Raw genomic sequence first — 19,403 nt, forward strand, 5'->3', positions numbered from 1 at the left:
TCCTATGCTCTATGCTCTATGTTCTATGCTCTTTCGTGAATAAACGCTACCAATCGTTCGAGATTAGCAACTGGAGTTTGCGGGTGAATGCCATGACCAAGATTGAAAATATGGCCAGGGCGGCGATTGACGCGGCGCAAAATATCGGCGGCTTGTTCGCGCACATATTCCCATGGCCCCAGCAAAACCGCCGGATCAAGATTGCCTTGGATCGCTTTGTCATCACCAATTAGTTCCCAAGCCTCGTCGATTGGAATTCGCCAATCGGCTCCCAGCACTGAGCCACCATCGTTGCGCATCAAGGGCAAAAGGTTGGTGGTGTTGGTGCCAAAGTGAATTAATGGAATATTGGTTTCTTCACGCAGGGTTTTCAAAATGCGGGCGGTATAAGGTTGCACAAAGGTTGCATAATCGTGGGGGCTTAAACAGCCAACCCAGCTATCAAACAGTTGCAGCGCATCAACCCCAGCCGCAATTTTCACCCGCAAATAACTGATCGTCAGGTCAGCTAAGCGCTCCATCAGGGTGTTCCACACGTTGGGGCTGCCATACATGAGCGCTTTGGTATTCAGAAAATTCTTCGAGCCTTTGCCTTCGACTAAGTAGGCTGCCAAGGTAAATGGTGCGCCAGCAAAGCCGATTAAGGGCGTTTGGCCCAACTCAGCTTTGAGCAAATGAATCGATTTGCTGATGTAAGGCACATCAACTTCTGGCTCAATTGGTCGAATGCGGCTAACATCGGCCATCGTGCGAATCGGGTTGGCAACCACAGGGCCGATGCTTTCAACCAAATCAACGCCCACCCCAGTCGCAATCAGCGGGGTCATAATATCGGCAAACATAATTGCTGCATCAACGCCCAAACGGCGCACTGGCTGCAAGGTTACTTCAGCACACAATTCGGGCTGATAGCAAATATCCATAAAGCCATATTGCTCACGGATGGCACGGTATTCGGGCAGCGCACGGCCAGCCTGACGCATAAACCAAACTGGGGTGGCATCCACAGCTTCGCGCCGACAGGCTCGCAAAAATCGATCTTGCATAATAATTGATATGTCCTTGTATGGTTTGCTGAATCCGTTCGATCAGGCAACCGAGCCAGAATTGCGGTTGGTACAACTATTCTGGCTCGGTTTGCCGCCTAAATCATGGCTAGGGCTTCGCGAATTGGCCGATTGACCCCAGTGATGATTGGCGTATCGTTGAGGGTGTAGCGGCGAGCTTCGGTTGAGCGCAGCGCAATTACCAATTCTTCAAAGCGTGGCAAGCTATCGGTTTCATAGGCCACAATAAATTCATGATCATCGATGCCAGTGGTGTAGAGCAACACTTGGCGTACATCGGCATACTCGTGGCCGACGCGAATGTGTTCATTCATCATGCCTTGGCGGGCATCGCGGCTCATCAAATACCATTCTTTGGTTTTGGTAAAGGGATAAACGATCAAATAGGGTTCGCGATCTTCGAGGTCGATCGCTTGTTCTTGGGTCGTGGGGCGTTTGGTGTAGTTGGAAGGCCGAGTAAAGCCAAAATAGAGGTTGGTTTGCTCAAAATAAGCGCCGATGCCAGTTTGCAGCAAGCGGCTGGTCATTTCTTGCATGGCGATTGGCGACGTACCCTTGCGCCACAGCAACAAATCGGAGTTGAGCTTAAAGCCAATTGTGCTATAGGCATAGGTCACAATTGAAGGATAGGCCTCTTCGACCACTTGGGCGAATTGTTCGCGCAAATCTTCGCGGGCTGCGGCGGGCAAGCGTCGCCATTCGGGGGCAGCCTTGAAAGTGGTGTATTGAACAAACAATTGGCCTTCGGTGGAATTTGGCAATTTAACGTCTTCCATGGAAGCTTAATTCCTTTATAACAGTGATGGATTGCCCATCAACACTGAATTAGATTGCCTCAAAATCGAGGCGGAATAATTGCTGGGCGGCGTGGGCCAACTGTGGGCTGGCCGCAGTATCTTTAATCGCCCGCATTGGTTGATGTAATAATTTATTGATAATCGCGCTGGTCAGGGCGGAAACTGCTTGCTGCTGCTGCTCAGAAAGATCCAAACGGGCGAGCGTGCGTTCAAGCTCGGCTAAACGAATTGCCTCGGCGTGCGCACGCAAGGCGCGAATCGTTGGCAAAACAGCCTGAGTTAGCCACCATTCCTGCCATTTGATCAGCTCGCGTTCGACAATCGCCTCGGCTCCGGCAACTTCGGCAGCTTTGCTAGCCCGATTGCGTTCGCAGATTGCCTGCATATCATCGACATCGTAGAGCCAAACCTCGGGTAATGCCCCAACATGGCGATCAATATCGCGGGGCACGGCCAAATCGAGCAGTACCCATTGGCGTTGGCGTTGCGCTTGCAAGGCTTGCGCTTGTTCGAAATCCAGCATCAATTCAGGCGATGACGTACAGCTAATCACCACATCGCTGGCCTGCAACACTGCCGAAAGTTCGCTGATTGGCTTGGCTGCAACCTTATGATGCTCCGCCAAACGCGCTGCTCGTTCAAATGTGCGGCTTAGCACAGTGATGTTACTGGTATATTCCAAATAATGTTTGAGCGCCAACTCGCCAGTGCGGCCAGCTCCGATAATCACCACTGAACGATCAGTGAGATCGAGGTGTTGACGGGCAAGGCTAAGGCCAACCGAAACGACTGATAATTGAGCATGGGCCAATTGCGTTTCGGTGCGTACCAACTTACCCGTGGTCAAGGCAGCCTGAATCAATCGATGCATGGTTGTGCCCAGCAACTCGGTTTGTTGGGCCGCGTTATAGGCTGTTTTGATTTGGCTCAAAATTTGAGCTTCGCCCAGCGCCATCGAATCGAGGCCTGAAGCCACCCGAAACAAATGGCGCACAGCATCCTCATCGAGATAGGTATAGACATGCGGCATGAGTTCATCGAGATCGATTGAGCGCTGCTGAGCCAAAAATTGGCGCAATGAACGCCCGCCGTCGGCTTCTTCGACCAAGGCATACAACTCCACCCGATTGCAGGTTGAGAGAATAAAGCCCTCAACGGCGATCTGGCGTAGGCTGCTCAGAGCTTGAGCTAAATCGGCCTCGGCAAAGGCGATTCGCTCGCGAATTGAAATTGGGGCCGTGCGTTGATGTGCCCCCACAACCACCAGTTGCACAGTAAACTCCCAGTAAAAAGCAAATAGCAATCATCATCGAGCGCAACCAACAAGAATCCCCAAAGCATGATCGATGCGAATTTGCTTTTGCACTTACGAGCCTGCTTGTTCAAAACCTTCGATTGTTCCGAGCAGCGTTGCATCCATAAACAAATCGAGGCGTGTCCGCAGTTCTACGACGGTTGCCACATCGATTGGACGGACCGATTGTGGCTTGGCCAACTGGGCAAACGCCCGCCGAAAAAACAAAAAGGCCTCGACTGTATCGTGCATCGAGACTCCCATTTCGCGAGCTTCGCGCCCATAGGTAGCCCCAACAGCTTTGGCCTCGGCCAAGATGCGCTCATCAAGATCGTTGCTATTGACATATTGCATCAACATGCCAAACAAACGTTGGCCTAAGCCACGCATGCGCTCGGTGGTTGGGTTGGTGTCAAAACGAGCGTGCCAACCTTGGCCCATCAACTCGCGAGTATCGAGATGCCAATGGCGGGTTTGGCCTAATTCAGGCACTGGCGTATGATCGGGCTGTTGCTGATTGACCATGCGCTCAACCGCTGCCCGCTGAAAACGGCGATGGCCGCCAAGCGTGCGTTTGGTTGGTACCAAACCAGCGTCGCCCCAACGCCGCACCGTCGAAGGTGCTGCGCCGAGTAAATCGCTGGCCTCGCTCAATGAAAGCCATTCTGGGTCGATGTCGATGCTTAATTCTGTCATGAATCTATAAATTCTACCAAATCTACCACTAGAAATCTATCATTGGTATTGTATCTAAAAGCTGCCAGAGTGTCTAGTTGACAAAACACGCAATTAACGACACATCACAATTGCTAACAATTGTTGTAACGTTTGCAATGGCATAACGTATCGCTCTAAAGTACTAGGGGCGAGCATAAATTTGGCATATTGTCGATTTGGCGTGGCTGCTGGTATAATGCAAGCTTGTAGAGGAGAGCTACCTCTCCCCAGATATTTAACTGAATGAGTGAGGCAACGTATGCAACGAACCGTTCGCATGGGCTTGCTACTGTTGTTGGCTTTTGGATTAATGCCCTTGATTCAACGCCCAGCGCAGGCAGCGACCCTCGATGATCAGATTATTGCCGATGAAATTCTGGTAACGTTTAATGATGGCTATCGTGTCAGTGCGAATGGGGCATTCTTCGAAGGTTCTAAGGCATTGAAAAATGGGCTAGGCATTGGGCCGTTGGTCTCGACCCAAGCACTTGATGGCGCTGGTCAAGTGGCAATGCTGAAACTTCCGGCAGGCACGAATGGCGATGCCAAAATTGCCCAATTGCTCAAAAATCCCGCAGTACGCTATGCCGAATACAATGCTGTGCGTGAGATTTTGGTCGATCCCAATGATGAATATTACACCGAACAATGGGGCTTGCCCAAGATTGGCGCTAATGCTGCTTGGGATATGACCCAAGGCAACAGTTTGGTGATTGCCATTATTGATACTGGTGTTTCACCAACCCACCCCGATTTGGCTGGCCATGTGTTGCCTGGCTACAATGCCTTGCAAAATAATAACAATAGCCAAGATGATCAAGGCCACGGTACCGCCATGGCTGGGATTGCCGCTGCCCTAACCAATAATGGTCAAGGTGTAGCTGGAGTTTGTTGGAACTGCCAAATCTTGCCAGTCAAAGTGCTGAACAGTCGTGGTCAAGGCACTTCGGCAGATATTGTCGAAGGCATGTATTGGGCTGTTGATAATGGTGCACGGATCATTAGTATGAGTTTGGGTGGCCCACGGGGCACGCAAGCCGAACAAGATGCAGTCAATTACATTTATAGCAAAAATATTCCACTGTTTGCCTCATCCGGCAATTCGGGCGATGAAGGCAATCCTCGGATGTATCCAGCCGCCTTTGATCATGTGATTGCGGTTGGAGCCACGTCAATCGATGATCGGGTTGCAAACTTCTCGTCATATGGCGATTATGTTGATATTGCTGCTCCAGGCGTAGATATTGTGACGACTGGTTGGGATCGTGGTGATGGCTATGAAATTGGTAGCGGTACATCGCCAGCCTGTCCGTTTGTGGCTGCCACGGCGGCTTTGGCGTTGAGTGTTTGGCCTGAACTTTCAGTCGATCAAATTGAAAAGTTGATTACTGGTAGTGCCGTTGATATTATGACTCCTGGCAAGGATGTTTATAGTGGTTTTGGCCGACTGGATACCTATAAGACCGTGCAAAATGCTGTTTTGCGCACGATTCCAGGCGAACCACAACCGCAACCACCAGCTCCGCCAGCGCCGCAGCCACCAACTCCACAACCACAACCAGGTAATCCGGCGTTTGTGCCTGTGGGAGCGCCCCCGTTGCCTGCACCTGTCGGCGAAGTCTATTTCCCCGAAACTGGCCATAACTTGCGTGGCGAGTTCAAAAACTACTGGGATCGTAATGGTGGCTTGGCGGTCTTTGGTTTCCCAATTAGCGAAGAATTTACCGAACAAACCCCTGAAGGTTCGTTTACGGTGCAATACTTCGAACGCCAACGCTTTGAATTTCACCCTGAAAAAGCTGCACCTTACAACGTATTGCTGGGTCGCTTAGGCGATGCTGTGCTGCGGGATCGCGGCGACGATTGGTCTAACTTCCCCAAAACTGGGCCAGAAAATGGCTGTATCTATTTCGATCAAACCCAGCATAAGATTTGTGGCGAGTTCCGCAAATATTGGGAAAACAATGGGCTGAATGATCCTGCTTTGAGCAAATATGATCGCAGCTTGCAATTGTTTGGTTTGCCATTATCGGAGCCAACTACTGAAACCAATCGCGATGGAGCAACCGTCACGACCCAATGGTTTGAACGCGGGCGCTTTGAGTATCACGAAGGTCAAGGTGTGCTGTTAGGTTTGTTGGCCAAAGAATATGCCAACAATCGCAGTTGGCGCTAATCTCGTTTAGAATGGCTGAAGCCAGCTTGTCTCTTGGGCTGGCTTCAGTATCACATAAGATGGGGAAACGACGCTCGATTCGGTTGCGAGAGAACAACCAGCGTGGTACACAACTTGATGAAGAGGCGCGTTGATAGGTTTTAGGCTGCTGAGAGCAGCATTTATTTGGAGGACTTTGTGGTTTTACGTCGGATTTTAGGCATCGTGACTGCAGCCCTTGCGGTAGTTACCCTCTCTGTTCAACCTCGATCAACCGTCGCCGCTGAACCAATCAAGCTTGATACCCAATGCTTTGATGTTCCTGGGATTACCAATTGTTTAGATGACAAGTTTTTGACCTATTGGCGCTCGAATGGTGGATTGCCAGTTTTTGGCTACCCCATCACTGCGGCTGCCAATGAAGTTAACGCCGACACTCAGCAAAGCTACTTGACCCAATGGCTCGAACGTAATCGTTTTGAGTTGCACCCCGAAAATGCCGGCACACCCTACGAAGTCTTGTTGGGCTTATTGGGCAAAGAACGGCTTGCGCAATTGAATCGCCAAATCGAACCACGCGAAGCAGGCCCAGTTGAAGGCTGTTTGTGGTTTGAGCAAACTGGTCATAACGTGTGTAACCAAGCAGGCAATTTGGGTTTCAAGAGCTATTGGCAATCGCATGGCTTGAAAATTGATGGCTTGGATACCTATGCTCGTTCATTGCAATTGTTTGGCTTGCCCTTAACCAGCGCCCAAACTGAAACTAACGCTAATGGTGATACGGTTGTCACCCAATGGTTTGAACGTGCTCGCCTCGAATGGCACCCAAGCAACCCTGATGAATTTAAGGTACTCTTAGGCTTGCTTGGCAAAGAAATCCTTGATGGTCGCAGCCAACCGATCCCAAGCCCAACTCCAGCGCCCATCCCAAGCCCAACTCCAGCGCCCATCCCAAGCCCAACTCCAACTGACCCTTGTGCCAGCACACCTGAGCCAATTTCAGCACGGATCAAACCTGCCAAATGTGGCCCTGCTGGAACCGTCTTTACTTTTGATGTCTATGGGTTCCAAGCAAACGAAGATGTTGGTTTCTGGATCACTGATCCCAGCGGAAACAATGTTGGCACAGCCGACACCTTGAATATTGGTCCACAAGGTGGAATCAATGGGCTTCAATTTAACACCCGAGGTTTCTACTCAGGTACATGGCAATTTACTATGCAAGGTGTATCGAGTGGCCATACTTCAATCATCTATTTTACGATCACCCAATAAGTTGATTGCTCGAATTGATTGAGTGATTTCAAACCCAGTTTGTTGCTTGTGGCAATAAACTGGGTTTTTGTTATGATTAGGCTATTCCATTATTTTGATGCTGTTTGCAGCATGTTTGGAGGAAATAGTGAGTGTGATCCGTCGAATGCTTGGTTTGGCGACTGCAACCTTGGCAGTGGCTGCCTTAGCAATCCAGCCACGCCCAACCGCCGCCGCTGAGCCAATTATCCTTGAAACCCAATGTTTTGATGTGCCTGGAATTGTCGAATGTTTGGACGACGATTTCTTGAGCTATTGGCGCAATAACGGTGGCTTGCCAGTGTTTGGTTACCCGATCACTGAAGCGGCTGATCAATATAATGTTGATAGCGATGATTTCTATTGGACGCAATGGCTCGAACGCAATCGTTTTGAGTTGCACCCCGAAAATGCCGGCACGCCTTACGAGGTGTTATTGGGCTTGTTGGGCAAAGAACGCTTGAGCCAACTTGGCCGTGAGATCGAGCCACGCGAAGCTGGCCCAGTTGAAGGCTGTTTGTGGTTTGAACAAACGGGCCATAATGTTTGTAACCAAGCAGGCAATTTAGGTTTCAAGAGTTATTGGCAATCGCATGGCTTGAAAATTGAAGGCTTAGATACCTATGCTCGTTCATTGCAATTATTTGGTTTGCCCTTAACTAGTGCCCAAACTGAAACCAACGCCAGCGGCGATACCGTGATCACCCAATGGTTTGAACGTGCCCGTCTCGAATGGCATCCAAACAATCCTGATGAATTTAAGGTACTTTTGGGCTTGCTCGGCAAAGAAATTCTCGATGATGTCAGCGAACCACTGCCACCAGCCGAACAATGTGCCCAAACTCCCGATCCCGTGTCGGCGAATATTCGGCCCACCAAATGCCCTCAAGTTGGCACGGTTGTCTTCTTCGATTTCTTTGGTTTCCAACCAAATGAAGAAGTCGTTTTGTGGGTTGTCGATCCTGCTGGCGAAGTCTATGAATTTGATGAAGGAACTACGATTGGGCCAAGTGGCTCAATTGAGAACGCTGAATGGCCAACGGCTGGTTCAGAAACGGGTTTGTGGCTGATTTCGTTGGAAGGCAAGACCAGCGGGCATATTGCTGATATTTATTTTACCGTCATGCCCTAAGCTGATCGTTTGACCATGGCCCCGCAGCTTCCTAAATGCTGTGGGGTTTTTTTGTGCTCGAGGGTAGTACCAAGGTAGTCTAGCGCTAGAGATATATTCCTGTTAGGCTATCGGCCATTGGTGTATGGCAATTGTTGGTTGCTCAAGCATTGCTCTCCACATCGCTCCTACTTGAGTACTATTAATGGCTTGTTAATCGGTTAACCATCCTACGGCCTGAGATCTGCGTAGAAACTGGCAGCGGTAGCTAAATCGACAGCGGAATGAGAGGTTTTGGCAGCTTTTTCGCTAGGTTTGGCATGCGTCACATGCTACACTTCAGCCGTCTACAACATGCCGATCCATTTTTGGCGACAGAGGAGCTTCGTTCTTATGAAAGCAAAAAATAGCCGTTTACAAGGATTCTACCAACTTTCGCCGCTCGATCGTTTGCAAGCCGTGGGGGCTTTCGATGGCTTGAATAACGATGATTTGCGAGCGTTACATGGCGCTGGCAGTTTAACCATCGAACGCGCCGATAAAATGATTGAAAATGTGGTTGGAACCTATAGCTTGCCCTTAGGCATTGCTACCAACTTCCAAATTAATCGCAAAGATACCTTGATTCCGATGGTTGTTGAAGAACCATCAATCGTGGCTGGGGCTTCGTTTGCGGCTAAATTGGCTCGCGAAGGCGGCGGGTTTACCACCAGCAGCACCGAATCATTGATGATTGGTCAAATTCAACTTGTGCATATCGCCGATCACGCGGCAGCCAGCGAAATTATTTTGCGCAATAAAGCTGATTTGCTGGCAATCGCCAACCGTCAAAGTACCTCGTTGGTGGCCTTGGGTGGTGGTGCCAAAGATGTTGAAGTGCATTCATTCCCTGCTAGCCCAATGGGGCCGATGTTGGTGGTGCACTTAATCGTCGATTGTTTGGATGCAATGGGTGCAAATGCGATCAACGCAATGGCTGAGGCAGTTGCCCCACGGCTCGAAGCATTAACTGGCGGTCGTGCCTACTTGCGCATTCTCTCGAACTTGAGCGATCGGCGTTTGGCAACTGCCCGTTGTGTTATTCCGGCTCGCGCCTTGGATCGTTCGGACTTGCGCGGTGAAGATGTGATCGAGGGGATTTTGTGGGCCTATGCCTTCGCTGCTGTTGATCCCTATCGCGCTACTACCCATAACAAAGGCATTTTGAACGGCATCGATCCGGTGTTGTTGGCAACAGGCCAAGATTGGCGGGCAATCGAATCGGGTGCGCATGCTTACGCTGCTCGTGATGGTCGCTATACCTCATTGACCACTTGGGAACAAGATGCTGAAGGCAATTTGGTTGGCACATTGACCATGCCGTTGGCAGTTGGAATTGTGGGTGGGGCAGTTAAGGTGCATCCAACGGCGGCGGCGGCCTTGAAGTTGTTGAATGTTAGTTCAGCTCGCGAATTGGCTGAAGTGTGTGTCTGTGCTGGTTTGGCCTCAAACTTGGCAGCAATGCGGGCTTTGGCAACCGAAGGCATTCAGCGTGGCCATATGAGCTTGCATGCTCGTCAAATTGCCATGAGTGCTGGGGCACCACCAGCCTTGGTCGAAGAAGTGGCCGAGCGTTTGATTGCTGAACGTTGCATCAAGCCAGCCCGCGCCGCCGAAATTGTGCGCGAAATGCACGAGCTGTTCGCCTTGCAACGGATTGAGGTTGGAGTTCCCTGCTAATCAAACTTGCTCCTTAAGCCAAAAAGGCCAGCACCTCGTAGACAAGGTGCTGGCCAAATTATTTAACCTTACGAGCGTTCTAGCCTTCGACAAGCGTGGTTTGAGCTTGGCGAAAGCGCCCAATCGCCCGATATTTAGCATAGCGCTGTTCAAGCAATTGATCGATTGTTAGGGCACTCAGGGTCGTAATTTGCTCACGGAGTGCGCTCGCAACTGCTTGTAAAATTACTGGCACATCCATATGCGCCCCACCCTCTGGCTCGGGAATAATGGTATCAGCAATGCCAAAGCTGTGGAGATCTTGGGCTGTGATTTTCATGGCTTTGGCAGCTTCCGAGGCTTTACTCGAATCGCGCCAGAGAATTGCGGCACTGGCTTCAGGCGAAGCCACCGAATAGACAGCATGCTCAAGCATCAACAAACGGTCGGCAACCCCGATCGCCAAAGCGCCCCCAGAGCCGCCTTCGCCGATCACGGTCGCAATAATTGGCACTGGCAAATCGGCCATAACCAATAAATTACGGGCGATGGCTTCGGCTTGGCCGCGTTCTTCGGCGGCCATGCTTGGGTGTGCGCCAGCAGTATCAATTAACGTCAAAATCGGCATGTTGAATTTTTTGGCATGCTCCATTACCCGCAAGGCCTTGCGATAGCCTTCAGGGTGCGGTGAGCCGAAGTTGCGCCGAACGTTCTCTTTGGTGTCGCTGCCCTTTTGATGGCCGATGATCGCCACGCTGCGGCCATCGATTTTGCTTATACCACAGACCAGCGCCTGATCATCACCATGATGGCGATCACCACGGAGTTCAAAAAAATCTTCACACAGCACCCGAATATAATCAAGGGTACGTGGGCGTTGGGGATTACGGGCGATTTGCACCTTATCCCAAGGCAATAACTCAGTTAACGTTGTCACGTTTTGACCTCTGCGTGGGGCTTATTGGTGGCCCGCTACGACATGTTCGCGATGATCAGCCGATGATACGGGGCGTTGATACAGGCGCAACAAACGCCCGATGGTTGCCCGCATGTCCGAGCGTGGCACAACTGCATCGATCATGCCATGTTCAAGGAAAAATTCTGCGGTTTGGAAGTTTGGTGGCAATTTTTGGCGAATCGTTTGCTCGATCACCCGTCGCCCAGCAAAGCCAATATTCGCACCTGGCTCGGCCAAAATAATATCGGCAACTGAGGCATACGAGGCTGAAACCCCACCATAGCAAGGGTCAACCAAGAGCGAGATATGGGGCTGACGCATGCGAGCCAAGCGCGTGAGCGCGACCGAAACTTTGGCCATTTGCATCAGGGCAAAAATCCCTTCGTGCATGCGAGCGCCACCCGAAGCATTGATCGTCAGCACAGGCACGCCGCGATCGGCAGCGCGTTCAACTGCTCGCGCCACTTTTTCGCCAAAGACGCTGCCCATCGAGCCGCCCATAAATTCAAAATTACAGGCTGCGATTTCAAATGGCAAGCCTTCGATGCTGGCGCTACCGCTCATCACAACATCGTTAGTGCCAGTGCGTTCGCTGGTGGCAGCCAATTTCGCTTCGTAATTATCTTTGGGGCTAACAAAGCCCAAAATGTCGATCCCTTGTAGATCAGCATCATATTCGACGAATGAATCAGCATCAGCCAAAACTTCAATCCATTCGCGTGAGCTAATCCGCGAGTGATAGCTGCATTTTGGACAGACTTTTAAGGCATCATTGAATTGTTTTTGATAGGTCAATTCGCCACAATTGGCGCATTTGGCCCACACATTATCTGGTATTTGTTGCTCACGCCGCGAAGACGTGAAGGGTAACGGCGCACGCCGAAAAAAATCTTTCAAATCGGAACCTCCACGGTCATTTTTGAGCCGTATTGGGATTATAGCATAGCACGCAGTGCGTCATGGACGGCTATTTTTGAACCATTTCAGTTTTTCCCATGGCGCTAAAAAAATCCCAAAGGTTAGTCCAAATGCGCCAAATGGCTGATATAAGAGCCATACTACTAAAATAACTCGATGTTTCCAGCCCACAATCTGCTTAACTAGCACGGGGCGTTGCCCTTCAAAAAAGCATTGCTCAGGGCTATTTTTGCTGCTTGGGCTATAGCGACTGCCCTCAAAATTATGAGCTTGAGCATACGCTTGGCAAATTCGCTCGAAATAGTAAAACTTCATCAATAATGCTGGCCCAATCAGCAAACTTGCTAATAGGATGATAAACAGGCTTAGCCGCAAAACACATGTTCGTTGATGAGGGTATCGCATAACTTGCTTCCTTATAATAGTTAATCTAACAGACGGAGCATGGTTGGGCGAGCTTACTTGGGCCAAAACTTTACTTAATTTAACATAACTGTTAACAATTCAATCGCAATTGATTAAACCAAGCAGCCTAGGCTAGCCCTGTGACCCATCATCACCAGAGGAGCCAACGCTATGACGCTTGCAACGATCAGCAGCACGACCCCACGTTTAACGGTTAAGTGTGCCACGACGAGCGCCGAAATTGAGCAAGCCCTGCGCTTGCGCTATCGCGTTTTTGTTGAAGAAGCCAATAACTCGCGACTTTGGAACGACCATGGGCTTGAATATGATGTGTTTGATCAATGGTGCGACCATCTCTTAGTTATCGACCAAAATTGTGACCAAGTAGTGGGCACTTATCGTTTGTTGCCTGGCGAGCGTGCTTTAGCCAATCAAGGCTTTTATTCGCAAACCGAATTTGATCTTGCCAAATTTAGCCATTTAGCCAATGCCTTGGAGCTTGGCCGCAGTTGTATCGCCGCCGATTATCGTGGTACACGCGCCATTCAAATGCTCTGGGGCGGGATTGCCAACTACCTCGCTGAGCGCCCACATAGCCATTTGATTGGCTGCGCCAGCATGAACCACGATGAATTGCCTGATGTAAGTGCCTTATATAGTATGCTGCGCCAGCATAATGTGATTACTGATCGGTATAACGTGCAGCCTTTAGCCAGCCATCGTATGGCCGATTTGCGCTGTTTGCCCATGACTTGTAGCGAGCGTGAAATGGTACGGCGCTTGCCACCATTAATTAAAGGCTATCGTTGGATGGGCGCTGAATTGGCGGGCGAGCCAGCCTATGATCCTTTATTCCATACCACCGATTTTTTTGTAGTATTTGAAACCAGCCAAATGACCAAGCGCTATCAACGCCATTTTGCCAGCTCGTATCAAGCGACAGCATGAGGTGGCTATGTATCAATTGCTGGCTCATTTGACCGCCCACCCTCAACGCTTGGCGCGAGTACGGCGTTTTGGTGGTTGGCTGCCGCAACAACTGATTATTGCGTTGACATGGCCATTAGCCTTGGGTTTGTATTGGGGCGTGCCGCGCTTACGCCGCCATTTGCAACGCAACTTGGTGTATGTGCTGATCGATGGTTCGTGGCTGTGGCGCACCGGCATTTGTGTGCGCTATCTGCAACATCTGCTGTTATTGCTCTATGAAGTGATGATCGGGATTGATCGCTTGGCGGCGGAGCAGGTGGTGCTTGAAGGCGTTGAACATATTGAAACGGCACTGGCCCAAGGGCGTGGCGTGATTCTCTACACGCCGCATCAAGGCAATTTCTTCTATAGCTACTGGCGTTTGGCTCAACACTACAATTGTTTGACGGTTGGTACAGCGGGCAGCCCTGAGTTGCGCCCACTCTACGAGCATTTCAATCGCTTGGGCTGTGCAGGCTTTGATTACGATGCAACGTCGCCGCGTGAGTTGATTCGGGGTTTGCGCCAGCATCTCAAAGCCAATGGCGTGGTCTTTTTGCTGGGCGATTTTTGGCGACCGAATTTTCCTGAGGCCAGCTTTTTTGGCTTGCAATCACGCACACCCCAAGGCGCGGCAACCTTTGCGCTAGAAGATAATGTGCCAATTGTGCCATGCTACAGCGTGCGTGAAGGCCACCGCCATCGCCTCATTTGCGAAGAAGCTGTGCATCTGGGGCGAAGTTTTAGCCGCCAACAACGCCGCGAGGCCACCGATGAACTCAATGAGTGGATGGCCTCGGTAATTAGTGATAATCCCAGTCAATGGTTGTATTGGTTCAATTGCCAAGAGCGTTGGGAAGGCCATGACCTGCGTTTGCAAGAGCAAAGTGTCGGCCAGGTGCTGCACGCCTAGCGCAAAATATAGTAGGTTGCGCGTTTTTGGCCGATCTTCAAAATCAAGCCCCGATCGACCAAATCCGAGAGATCGCGGCGAATGGTTTCGGGCGAAACATCGGGGCTAAGGTCTTGCAAATCGCGGTTGGTGATGCGGCGATTTTCAGTTAAAAAGACCAAGGCTCCGATTTGGCGTTCGTTCAAGCCCAAAGCTTCCCATTTTGCCGTATCGATGATGGAATTATTGGCGACGTTCATGCCTTTGTTGCGCAGGGTTACCAAAAATCCCGCAGCGGTTTCGCGAAATTCGGGCGGTGGCAAGCCAGCATCGGCCATTTGGCGCTGCATCCGATCGATGCCATAGCCGAGCCGTTCGATCAAGCCCAAATCGGCCAGCACTTGCACCAATGTTTCGTTACGGCTAAACCGCTCAGCAGCGATATTATCGATCGTTACGTGGCCTGGCAAGCGACCTGGACTATAGACTTCTAGGCGATCAACAAACATGGCAATGCGAATACCCTCGCCGCGCACGGTGTAATCGCGGTGGGCCACGGCATTAACCAAGGCTTCACGCACCGCGGCTGGCGGATATTCCGTCCAATCTTCGCGTTCGAGGCCAACCATGCGCGAACCGCGCCGCATATGTTCACCCAGCCAAAGCTCGGCGCGACGCACTTGGTCGGGTAAGGTTGTGCGAATATCGACCCGCTCGAATTCATCGCTCATCTCGTTGCCCGTGTAGCGTACCAAGGTCAGTTCGCATTGGGGATAATCGCGCTCGGTGGTGATGCTGAACAGCAACATGCCAGCATTGGTTGGTTGATAGTTGGCTTGGGTATCGCGAACGAGGCAGCCACGCCGATAGAGCCAACCCATGGGGTCAACATCGGCGGGCGGACCAATGCGGGCCACATACGATTGAATTTTCATCTCGCTCAGATCGCCCATTGTGACGTTTTCGGGCCGCACGCGCTCCCAACCAACCTCGCCACGCTCGATCAGCAATTGGCGCAAAGCATTGGGCGGAATTGGCGCATTGCTCGGGCCTTCGCGGCGTAAATATTTGCCATGTAAACTGTAGACATTGGGCAAACCAGGCGGAACCTCGATCAACAAGACGGTTTGTTGATTGCTGGTAATTTGTTGGGGCAGAGGCAAAACCAGCGGCGGCGTGCAAGCCAGCGCTGCCTCTAAAGCTGCTTCTTCTGCTGCTTGAATATCTTGAACACCCTCGACTTTAGGCCTGACCCGCCCACTGATGCCAATGACTGCGCTGCCACCACCGCCATTAGCAAAAGCCACTAAAGTTTCAGCCAAATCTTCAGGCCGAAACCGTTCACGGAAGCAGGCCAGCATTTCGCTTTCGCCGTTTTCAAGTAACTGTTCAAGCATACACAACCCCAAACATTCAATAGGGCTGCAATTATAGCAGATCGAGGCTAGCGCTTGGTTTTGCGTCCGATCAATGAACGGATTGCTTCTTTACTCTCGAACCCTCACCCACAGCAACAGGTGAGAAGGTCAGAACCCCTTACTCAACCAACTTGCCAAGTTCGCGCAGATGCTGCTTGACCGCCTCGGCAATGGCCGGATCATCTGCTAAAAACTGCGATTGTGATGGATACATCACCGCTGAACGAGGATGAAACGAATAGACTAACTTGCCTTGCAGGTCTGGATTTTCCATCAGAATAAAATCTGTAGGGAGAGCCATTGCCGGATAGTCGAAGCGCCGTGGACTAATTGCCGAAACCACCTTGCCTCCAAATAAGCGCTGGCCTTGATAGACTACAACAAATGCCCCATCACCACCCCACATATAACCAGGCGCATCCATACTGGTTTGGCCCCATGGATTGGTGAAGGTGATGGTTTGAGTTTGCCAATGATAGCTGAGCAATAAATCTTCGGTTACGGTAAAGGCACTTTGCGCTAAGGGCACAGCCTGTAAAATCTGCCACGCGGTTTCGGCAGTGGGGCCAAGCCCTGGCACGGCCTCTTGATCGAAAATGTATACTGCAAACTGATTGGCTGTGGGTGGAGGTTGATCGGTTTGGATGCAGCCAATCAGCACTATGAGTAACCAGCAATAGCGCAAGCACATCATGGTCCTCATCCTTTACTCAACTAACTTGCCAAGCTGGCGCAAATGCTGCTTGACGGCTTTGGCTGCTGGAAAAATGGGAGCTGATAGCCCTCAGTTCTACTCAATGCTGTTGATTATAACGGCATAGCTAGCTAGTACAAGGGTGGTTTTTTGATAATGGATTTGTTGTTCACCACCCTTCCGTCCCGCCTCAAGGCGGGAGACGCAGGGGTTTTCATCCCCTGCACCCCTAAAGGGCAATGGACGCTGGACAAACATCCAATGATGAACCAAACATTCTACAATTTGGCTAGAAACAGAAACTTAAGAGCCATCGGGCAATTGTTAGGCTTAGTAGCCTTCAGGTTGGCGATAGGTCTCTAAATTGGAAAATTTAGTTGTTGAGCGAAAAAAGCGCAAGGGCACGATTCCGGTTGGGCCGTTACGGTGCTTGGCGAGGTGAATTTCGGCGATGCCCTTCTTATCTGTTTCGGGATCATACAGTTCTTCACGATAAATAAACATTACAATATCCGCATCTTGCTCGATACTGTTATGCACAATGATGTTATTTGCCACAAAATTATGGAGCATATCCACAGTCAAATCATAAACTGGCTCAACGCCATCAGGCTCGATGCTGATGATTGTTTCCCATTCAATTGCTGTTGGCTGGCTGGTGCTACCCAATTCATGGGCAATTTCCTGTGAGATGGCAATTTGACTGGTTTGATGCAATTGATCAAGCCGTTGCCAACCATCAATGGTTAAAAATTTATGGTTAGCTGTGGCGCGAATACTGCGCCCTAGCTTAGTACGGAGTTTAAAAACAGGCTTTGTGCCAGTTGTAAAGGCATTGGTAACAGGCCGTGATTCTAGCTTCCAAGTTGCTTGATTCAGCGCTAGAACGTTAAAGCCTTGTTGCCCAACTAATTGATCGATTCGGACATAATGACCTTGATCAGGCAAATAGATTTGGGTATCGCCTGTGAGACACCCCGATTCGCGCAAATCGGAGAGCATGGGAACGTGGGTGGTGCGGCTTTCGACGGCCCGCGAAAGCTGCGAGAGCGCAATCACTGGCACATTGATTTCGCGGGCCAAGGCCTTGAGGCCACGGCTAATTTCGCTAATTTCTTGAACACGGTTGCCATCGCGTTTGCCGCCGCCCTGCATCAACTGCAAATAATCGATGATAATCAGATCGATGCCCGCCTCGGCTTGCAAGCGCCGACATTTGGAGCGCACATCCATAATGCTGGCCCCAGGTGAATCATCGATATAAATTGACATGGTGGAGAGCTTACCAAGCGCCTCAGTCAGCAACTGCAAATCACTATCGCGAATTTGGCCGGTACGCAGTTTTTGCATATCCACGCCAGTTTCGGTGGCCAAAATCCGCTGCATCAGCTGATCACGACTCATTTCAAGGCTAAAAATCGCTACGCAGGCCTCCGATTCCTTGGCGGCGTTGTAGGCAATATTCAAGGCCAAACTGGTTTTGCCAGTGGCTGGCCGCGCCGCCAAAATCAACAAGTCGGAGCGTTGCAAGCCACCAGTTAATTTATCAAAATCGCTAAAGCCTGTTTTGAGGCCCACAACTTCGCCGCCGCGCTCCTGCATTTGGCTAATTTGGTCGAAGAAACTATCGACGACTGCGCCAATATGAATAAAGCCATCGGTGGTGCGGCGCTGCGAAACCGCAAATAACTCTGATTCGGCCTGATCGAGCGCGGCCTCAAGCTCTTGAGTTTCGTCATAACCGAGGGCCGCAATCTTGCCGCCAGCGATGATCAAACGACGCAATAGTGCGGTGCGTTCAACGATGCGGGCATAATATTCAACGTGCACCGAGGTTGGCACACTATTTGAAAGCTCAAGCAAATACTGAACCCCGCCGACGACCTCTAATTGATCTTTGCGGCGTAGCTCATCGGTAACATTGACCAAATCGGGTGGCACACGGCGGTTGTAACAGGCCACTTGGGCATTAAAAACTAAGCCATGCTTTTCAAGATAAAAATAGTCGCTAGCAAGCCAAGGTGCAACTGGAATAATTGCATCACGATCAAGCAAAATCGAACCAAGGGTGGCACGTTCGGCGTTAATATCGGCGGGTAACGACTTATCCATAGCGACCTCGGATGTGGAAAATGTTGGGATAACGGGTGGATACACAGTCGAAAAGCTGTGGAAACCAACGACTAAAGCACTGATGCCGCGCTCATTGGCGCGGCATCAGCGGTTGGACCAAACGAATGAACTAGGCTTCGGTGCTCGCAACTTCGGCAGCTTCGGCTGCGGGCTGAACACTACCTTCACCATTTTCACCTTCGACCACCACATTGATGTGTGGTTCGAGACCAGCGAGCAACCGCACGCCGATTGAATACACACCAGTGCGCTTGATTGGCTCGTCGAGTTGGATTTTGCGGCGATCAACTTCTTGACCGATGGCTGCTTGCAATTTTTCAGCAATGTCTGAGCTGGTTACTGAACCATACAAGCGATCTTGTTCGCCCACTTTGGTGACGAACTTCAAGGTTACGCCATTGATGCTGTCGGCCAAACCGCGTAATTCTTCACGTTGTTTAGCTTCGAGTTTGCGTTGTTTGGCCAAGCGTTCTTCAGCTTGCTTGATCAAACCAGGTGTTGCAAACACAGCCAGCTTCTTTGGCAATAAATAATTGCGACCGTAGCCACCAGATACTTCTTTGATGTCGCCCGCAGTACCAAGGTGTTCGACATCTTGAATCAACAGAACCTTCACGGAATAGCTCCTTTAGTTTAGCGGTGCTGGTGCCCGCCACATCTGCGGGCTTGTATTTACAACCCTCATCAGGTGAGGGAGCATACCATGAGAATAGCCCCAAATTTGGGGCTGCGCGTTATCTTACCATAGATCATAATTTCTCGTCAAAGTCTTTTAGAAGGATGAATTATGAATTATGAGGGATGAAATCCTTTGAACTTTGATCATTCATCCTGCATAATTTATAAATTGACCACATCGTTGATAGTTTTCTTCATCCCTCATC

17 protein-coding genes are annotated in these 19,403 nt (G+C 50.5%); 6 read left to right on the forward strand and 11 right to left on the reverse strand.

Features of this window, described 5'->3' with window-relative positions; translation table 11 throughout:
- Nucleotides 1-23: 23 nt before the first annotated feature.
- From hemE to LCH85_15585, 4 genes are all read right to left on the reverse strand, one after another.
- On the reverse strand, nt 24-1,046 hold the full coding sequence (hemE, locus tag LCH85_15570; protein MCA0353411.1) for a uroporphyrinogen decarboxylase: 1,023 nt from the start codon (nt 1,044-1,046) through the stop codon (nt 24-26).
- A gap of 98 nt (nt 1,047-1,144) precedes the next feature.
- The gene (locus LCH85_15575; GenBank protein MCA0353412.1) at nt 1,145-1,843 is read right to left on the reverse strand and encodes a chlorite dismutase family protein; all 699 of its coding nucleotides are present in this window, start codon (nt 1,841-1,843) and stop codon (nt 1,145-1,147) included.
- Nucleotides 1,844-1,892: 49 nt separating this feature from the next.
- A complete protein-coding gene (hemA, locus tag LCH85_15580) occupies nt 1,893-3,137 on the reverse strand; it encodes a glutamyl-tRNA reductase (GenBank protein ID MCA0353413.1) in 1,245 nt (414 codons plus the stop codon).
- A gap of 93 nt (nt 3,138-3,230) precedes the next feature.
- Entirely contained in the window at nt 3,231-3,854 is a 624-nt protein-coding gene (locus LCH85_15585) for a helix-turn-helix domain-containing protein (protein ID MCA0353414.1), read from the reverse strand.
- A gap of 280 nt (nt 3,855-4,134) precedes the next feature.
- Between LCH85_15585 and LCH85_15590 the strand changes: the two genes are divergently transcribed.
- The 4 genes from LCH85_15590 (at nt 4,135) to LCH85_15605 (ending at nt 10,153) form a co-directional block, all read left to right on the forward strand.
- Nucleotides 4,135-6,051, forward strand: a complete 1,917-nt coding sequence (locus LCH85_15590) for a S8 family peptidase (protein ID MCA0353415.1) — start codon at nt 4,135-4,137, stop codon at nt 6,049-6,051.
- A 177-nt stretch (nt 6,052-6,228) separates the two neighbouring features.
- Nucleotides 6,229-7,305 (forward strand): hypothetical protein, encoded by a 1,077-nt coding sequence (locus LCH85_15595; protein ID MCA0353416.1) that lies wholly within the window; start codon nt 6,229-6,231, stop codon nt 7,303-7,305.
- A gap of 133 nt (nt 7,306-7,438) precedes the next feature.
- Nucleotides 7,439-8,455: a hypothetical protein gene (locus LCH85_15600; protein MCA0353417.1), complete on the forward strand. Its 1,017-nt coding sequence runs from the start codon at nt 7,439-7,441 to the stop codon at nt 8,453-8,455.
- A gap of 372 nt (nt 8,456-8,827) precedes the next feature.
- Complete coding sequence (locus LCH85_15605) at nt 8,828-10,153, forward strand: hydroxymethylglutaryl-CoA reductase, degradative (protein MCA0353418.1); 1,326 nt, start codon at nt 8,828-8,830, stop codon at nt 10,151-10,153.
- Nucleotides 10,154-10,232: 79 nt separating this feature from the next.
- On the opposite strand, the gene LCH85_15610 is transcribed toward LCH85_15605, so the two are convergent.
- Genes LCH85_15610 through LCH85_15620 form a run of 3 tightly spaced genes read right to left on the reverse strand, consistent with a single transcriptional unit; the run spans nt 10,233 to nt 12,413 of the window.
- Complete coding sequence (locus LCH85_15610) at nt 10,233-11,069, reverse strand: acetyl-CoA carboxylase carboxyltransferase subunit alpha (GenBank protein ID MCA0353419.1); 837 nt, start codon at nt 11,067-11,069, stop codon at nt 10,233-10,235.
- A 21-nt stretch (nt 11,070-11,090) separates the two neighbouring features.
- The gene (gene accD, locus LCH85_15615; GenBank protein ID MCA0353420.1) at nt 11,091-11,987 is read right to left on the reverse strand and encodes an acetyl-CoA carboxylase, carboxyltransferase subunit beta; all 897 of its coding nucleotides are present in this window, start codon (nt 11,985-11,987) and stop codon (nt 11,091-11,093) included.
- Between the two features lie 60 nt (nt 11,988-12,047).
- The gene (locus LCH85_15620) at nt 12,048-12,413 is read right to left on the reverse strand and encodes a hypothetical protein (protein ID MCA0353421.1); all 366 of its coding nucleotides are present in this window, start codon (nt 12,411-12,413) and stop codon (nt 12,048-12,050) included.
- Nucleotides 12,414-12,584: 171 nt separating this feature from the next.
- Between LCH85_15620 and LCH85_15625 the strand changes: the two genes are divergently transcribed.
- Both LCH85_15625 and LCH85_15630 read left to right on the forward strand, forming a co-directional pair.
- Nucleotides 12,585-13,361: a GNAT family N-acetyltransferase gene (locus tag LCH85_15625; GenBank protein MCA0353422.1), complete on the forward strand. Its 777-nt coding sequence runs from the start codon at nt 12,585-12,587 to the stop codon at nt 13,359-13,361.
- A 7-nt stretch (nt 13,362-13,368) separates the two neighbouring features.
- Nucleotides 13,369-14,295 carry a lysophospholipid acyltransferase family protein gene (locus LCH85_15630; protein ID MCA0353423.1) on the forward strand — a complete coding sequence of 309 codons (927 nt, stop codon included), beginning with the start codon at nt 13,369-13,371 and terminating at the stop codon, nt 14,293-14,295.
- Here LCH85_15630 and LCH85_15635 read toward each other — a convergent pair.
- The 4 genes from LCH85_15635 to rplI all read right to left on the reverse strand — a co-directional run bounded on the left by LCH85_15635 (nt 14,292) and on the right by rplI (nt 19,135).
- On the reverse strand, nt 14,292-15,671 hold the full coding sequence (locus LCH85_15635; protein ID MCA0353424.1) for a putative DNA binding domain-containing protein: 1,380 nt from the start codon (nt 15,669-15,671) through the stop codon (nt 14,292-14,294). The two genes, LCH85_15630 and LCH85_15635, sit on opposite strands and share 4 nt — an antisense overlap.
- Before the next feature lie 139 nt (nt 15,672-15,810).
- Nucleotides 15,811-16,386: a hypothetical protein gene (locus LCH85_15640; protein MCA0353425.1), complete on the reverse strand. Its 576-nt coding sequence runs from the start codon at nt 16,384-16,386 to the stop codon at nt 15,811-15,813.
- A gap of 330 nt (nt 16,387-16,716) precedes the next feature.
- The gene (gene dnaB / locus LCH85_15645) at nt 16,717-18,498 is read right to left on the reverse strand and encodes a replicative DNA helicase (GenBank protein MCA0353426.1); all 1,782 of its coding nucleotides are present in this window, start codon (nt 18,496-18,498) and stop codon (nt 16,717-16,719) included.
- Between the two features lie 130 nt (nt 18,499-18,628).
- Nucleotides 18,629-19,135, reverse strand: coding sequence for a 50S ribosomal protein L9 (gene rplI / locus LCH85_15650; protein MCA0353427.1), 507 nt, complete (start codon nt 19,133-19,135; stop codon nt 18,629-18,631).
- Nucleotides 19,136-19,403: the final 268 nt, after the last annotated feature.

Source organism: Chloroflexota bacterium, assembly GCA_020161265.1.
Classification (GTDB): Bacteria; Chloroflexota; Chloroflexia; order Chloroflexales; family Herpetosiphonaceae; genus Herpetosiphon.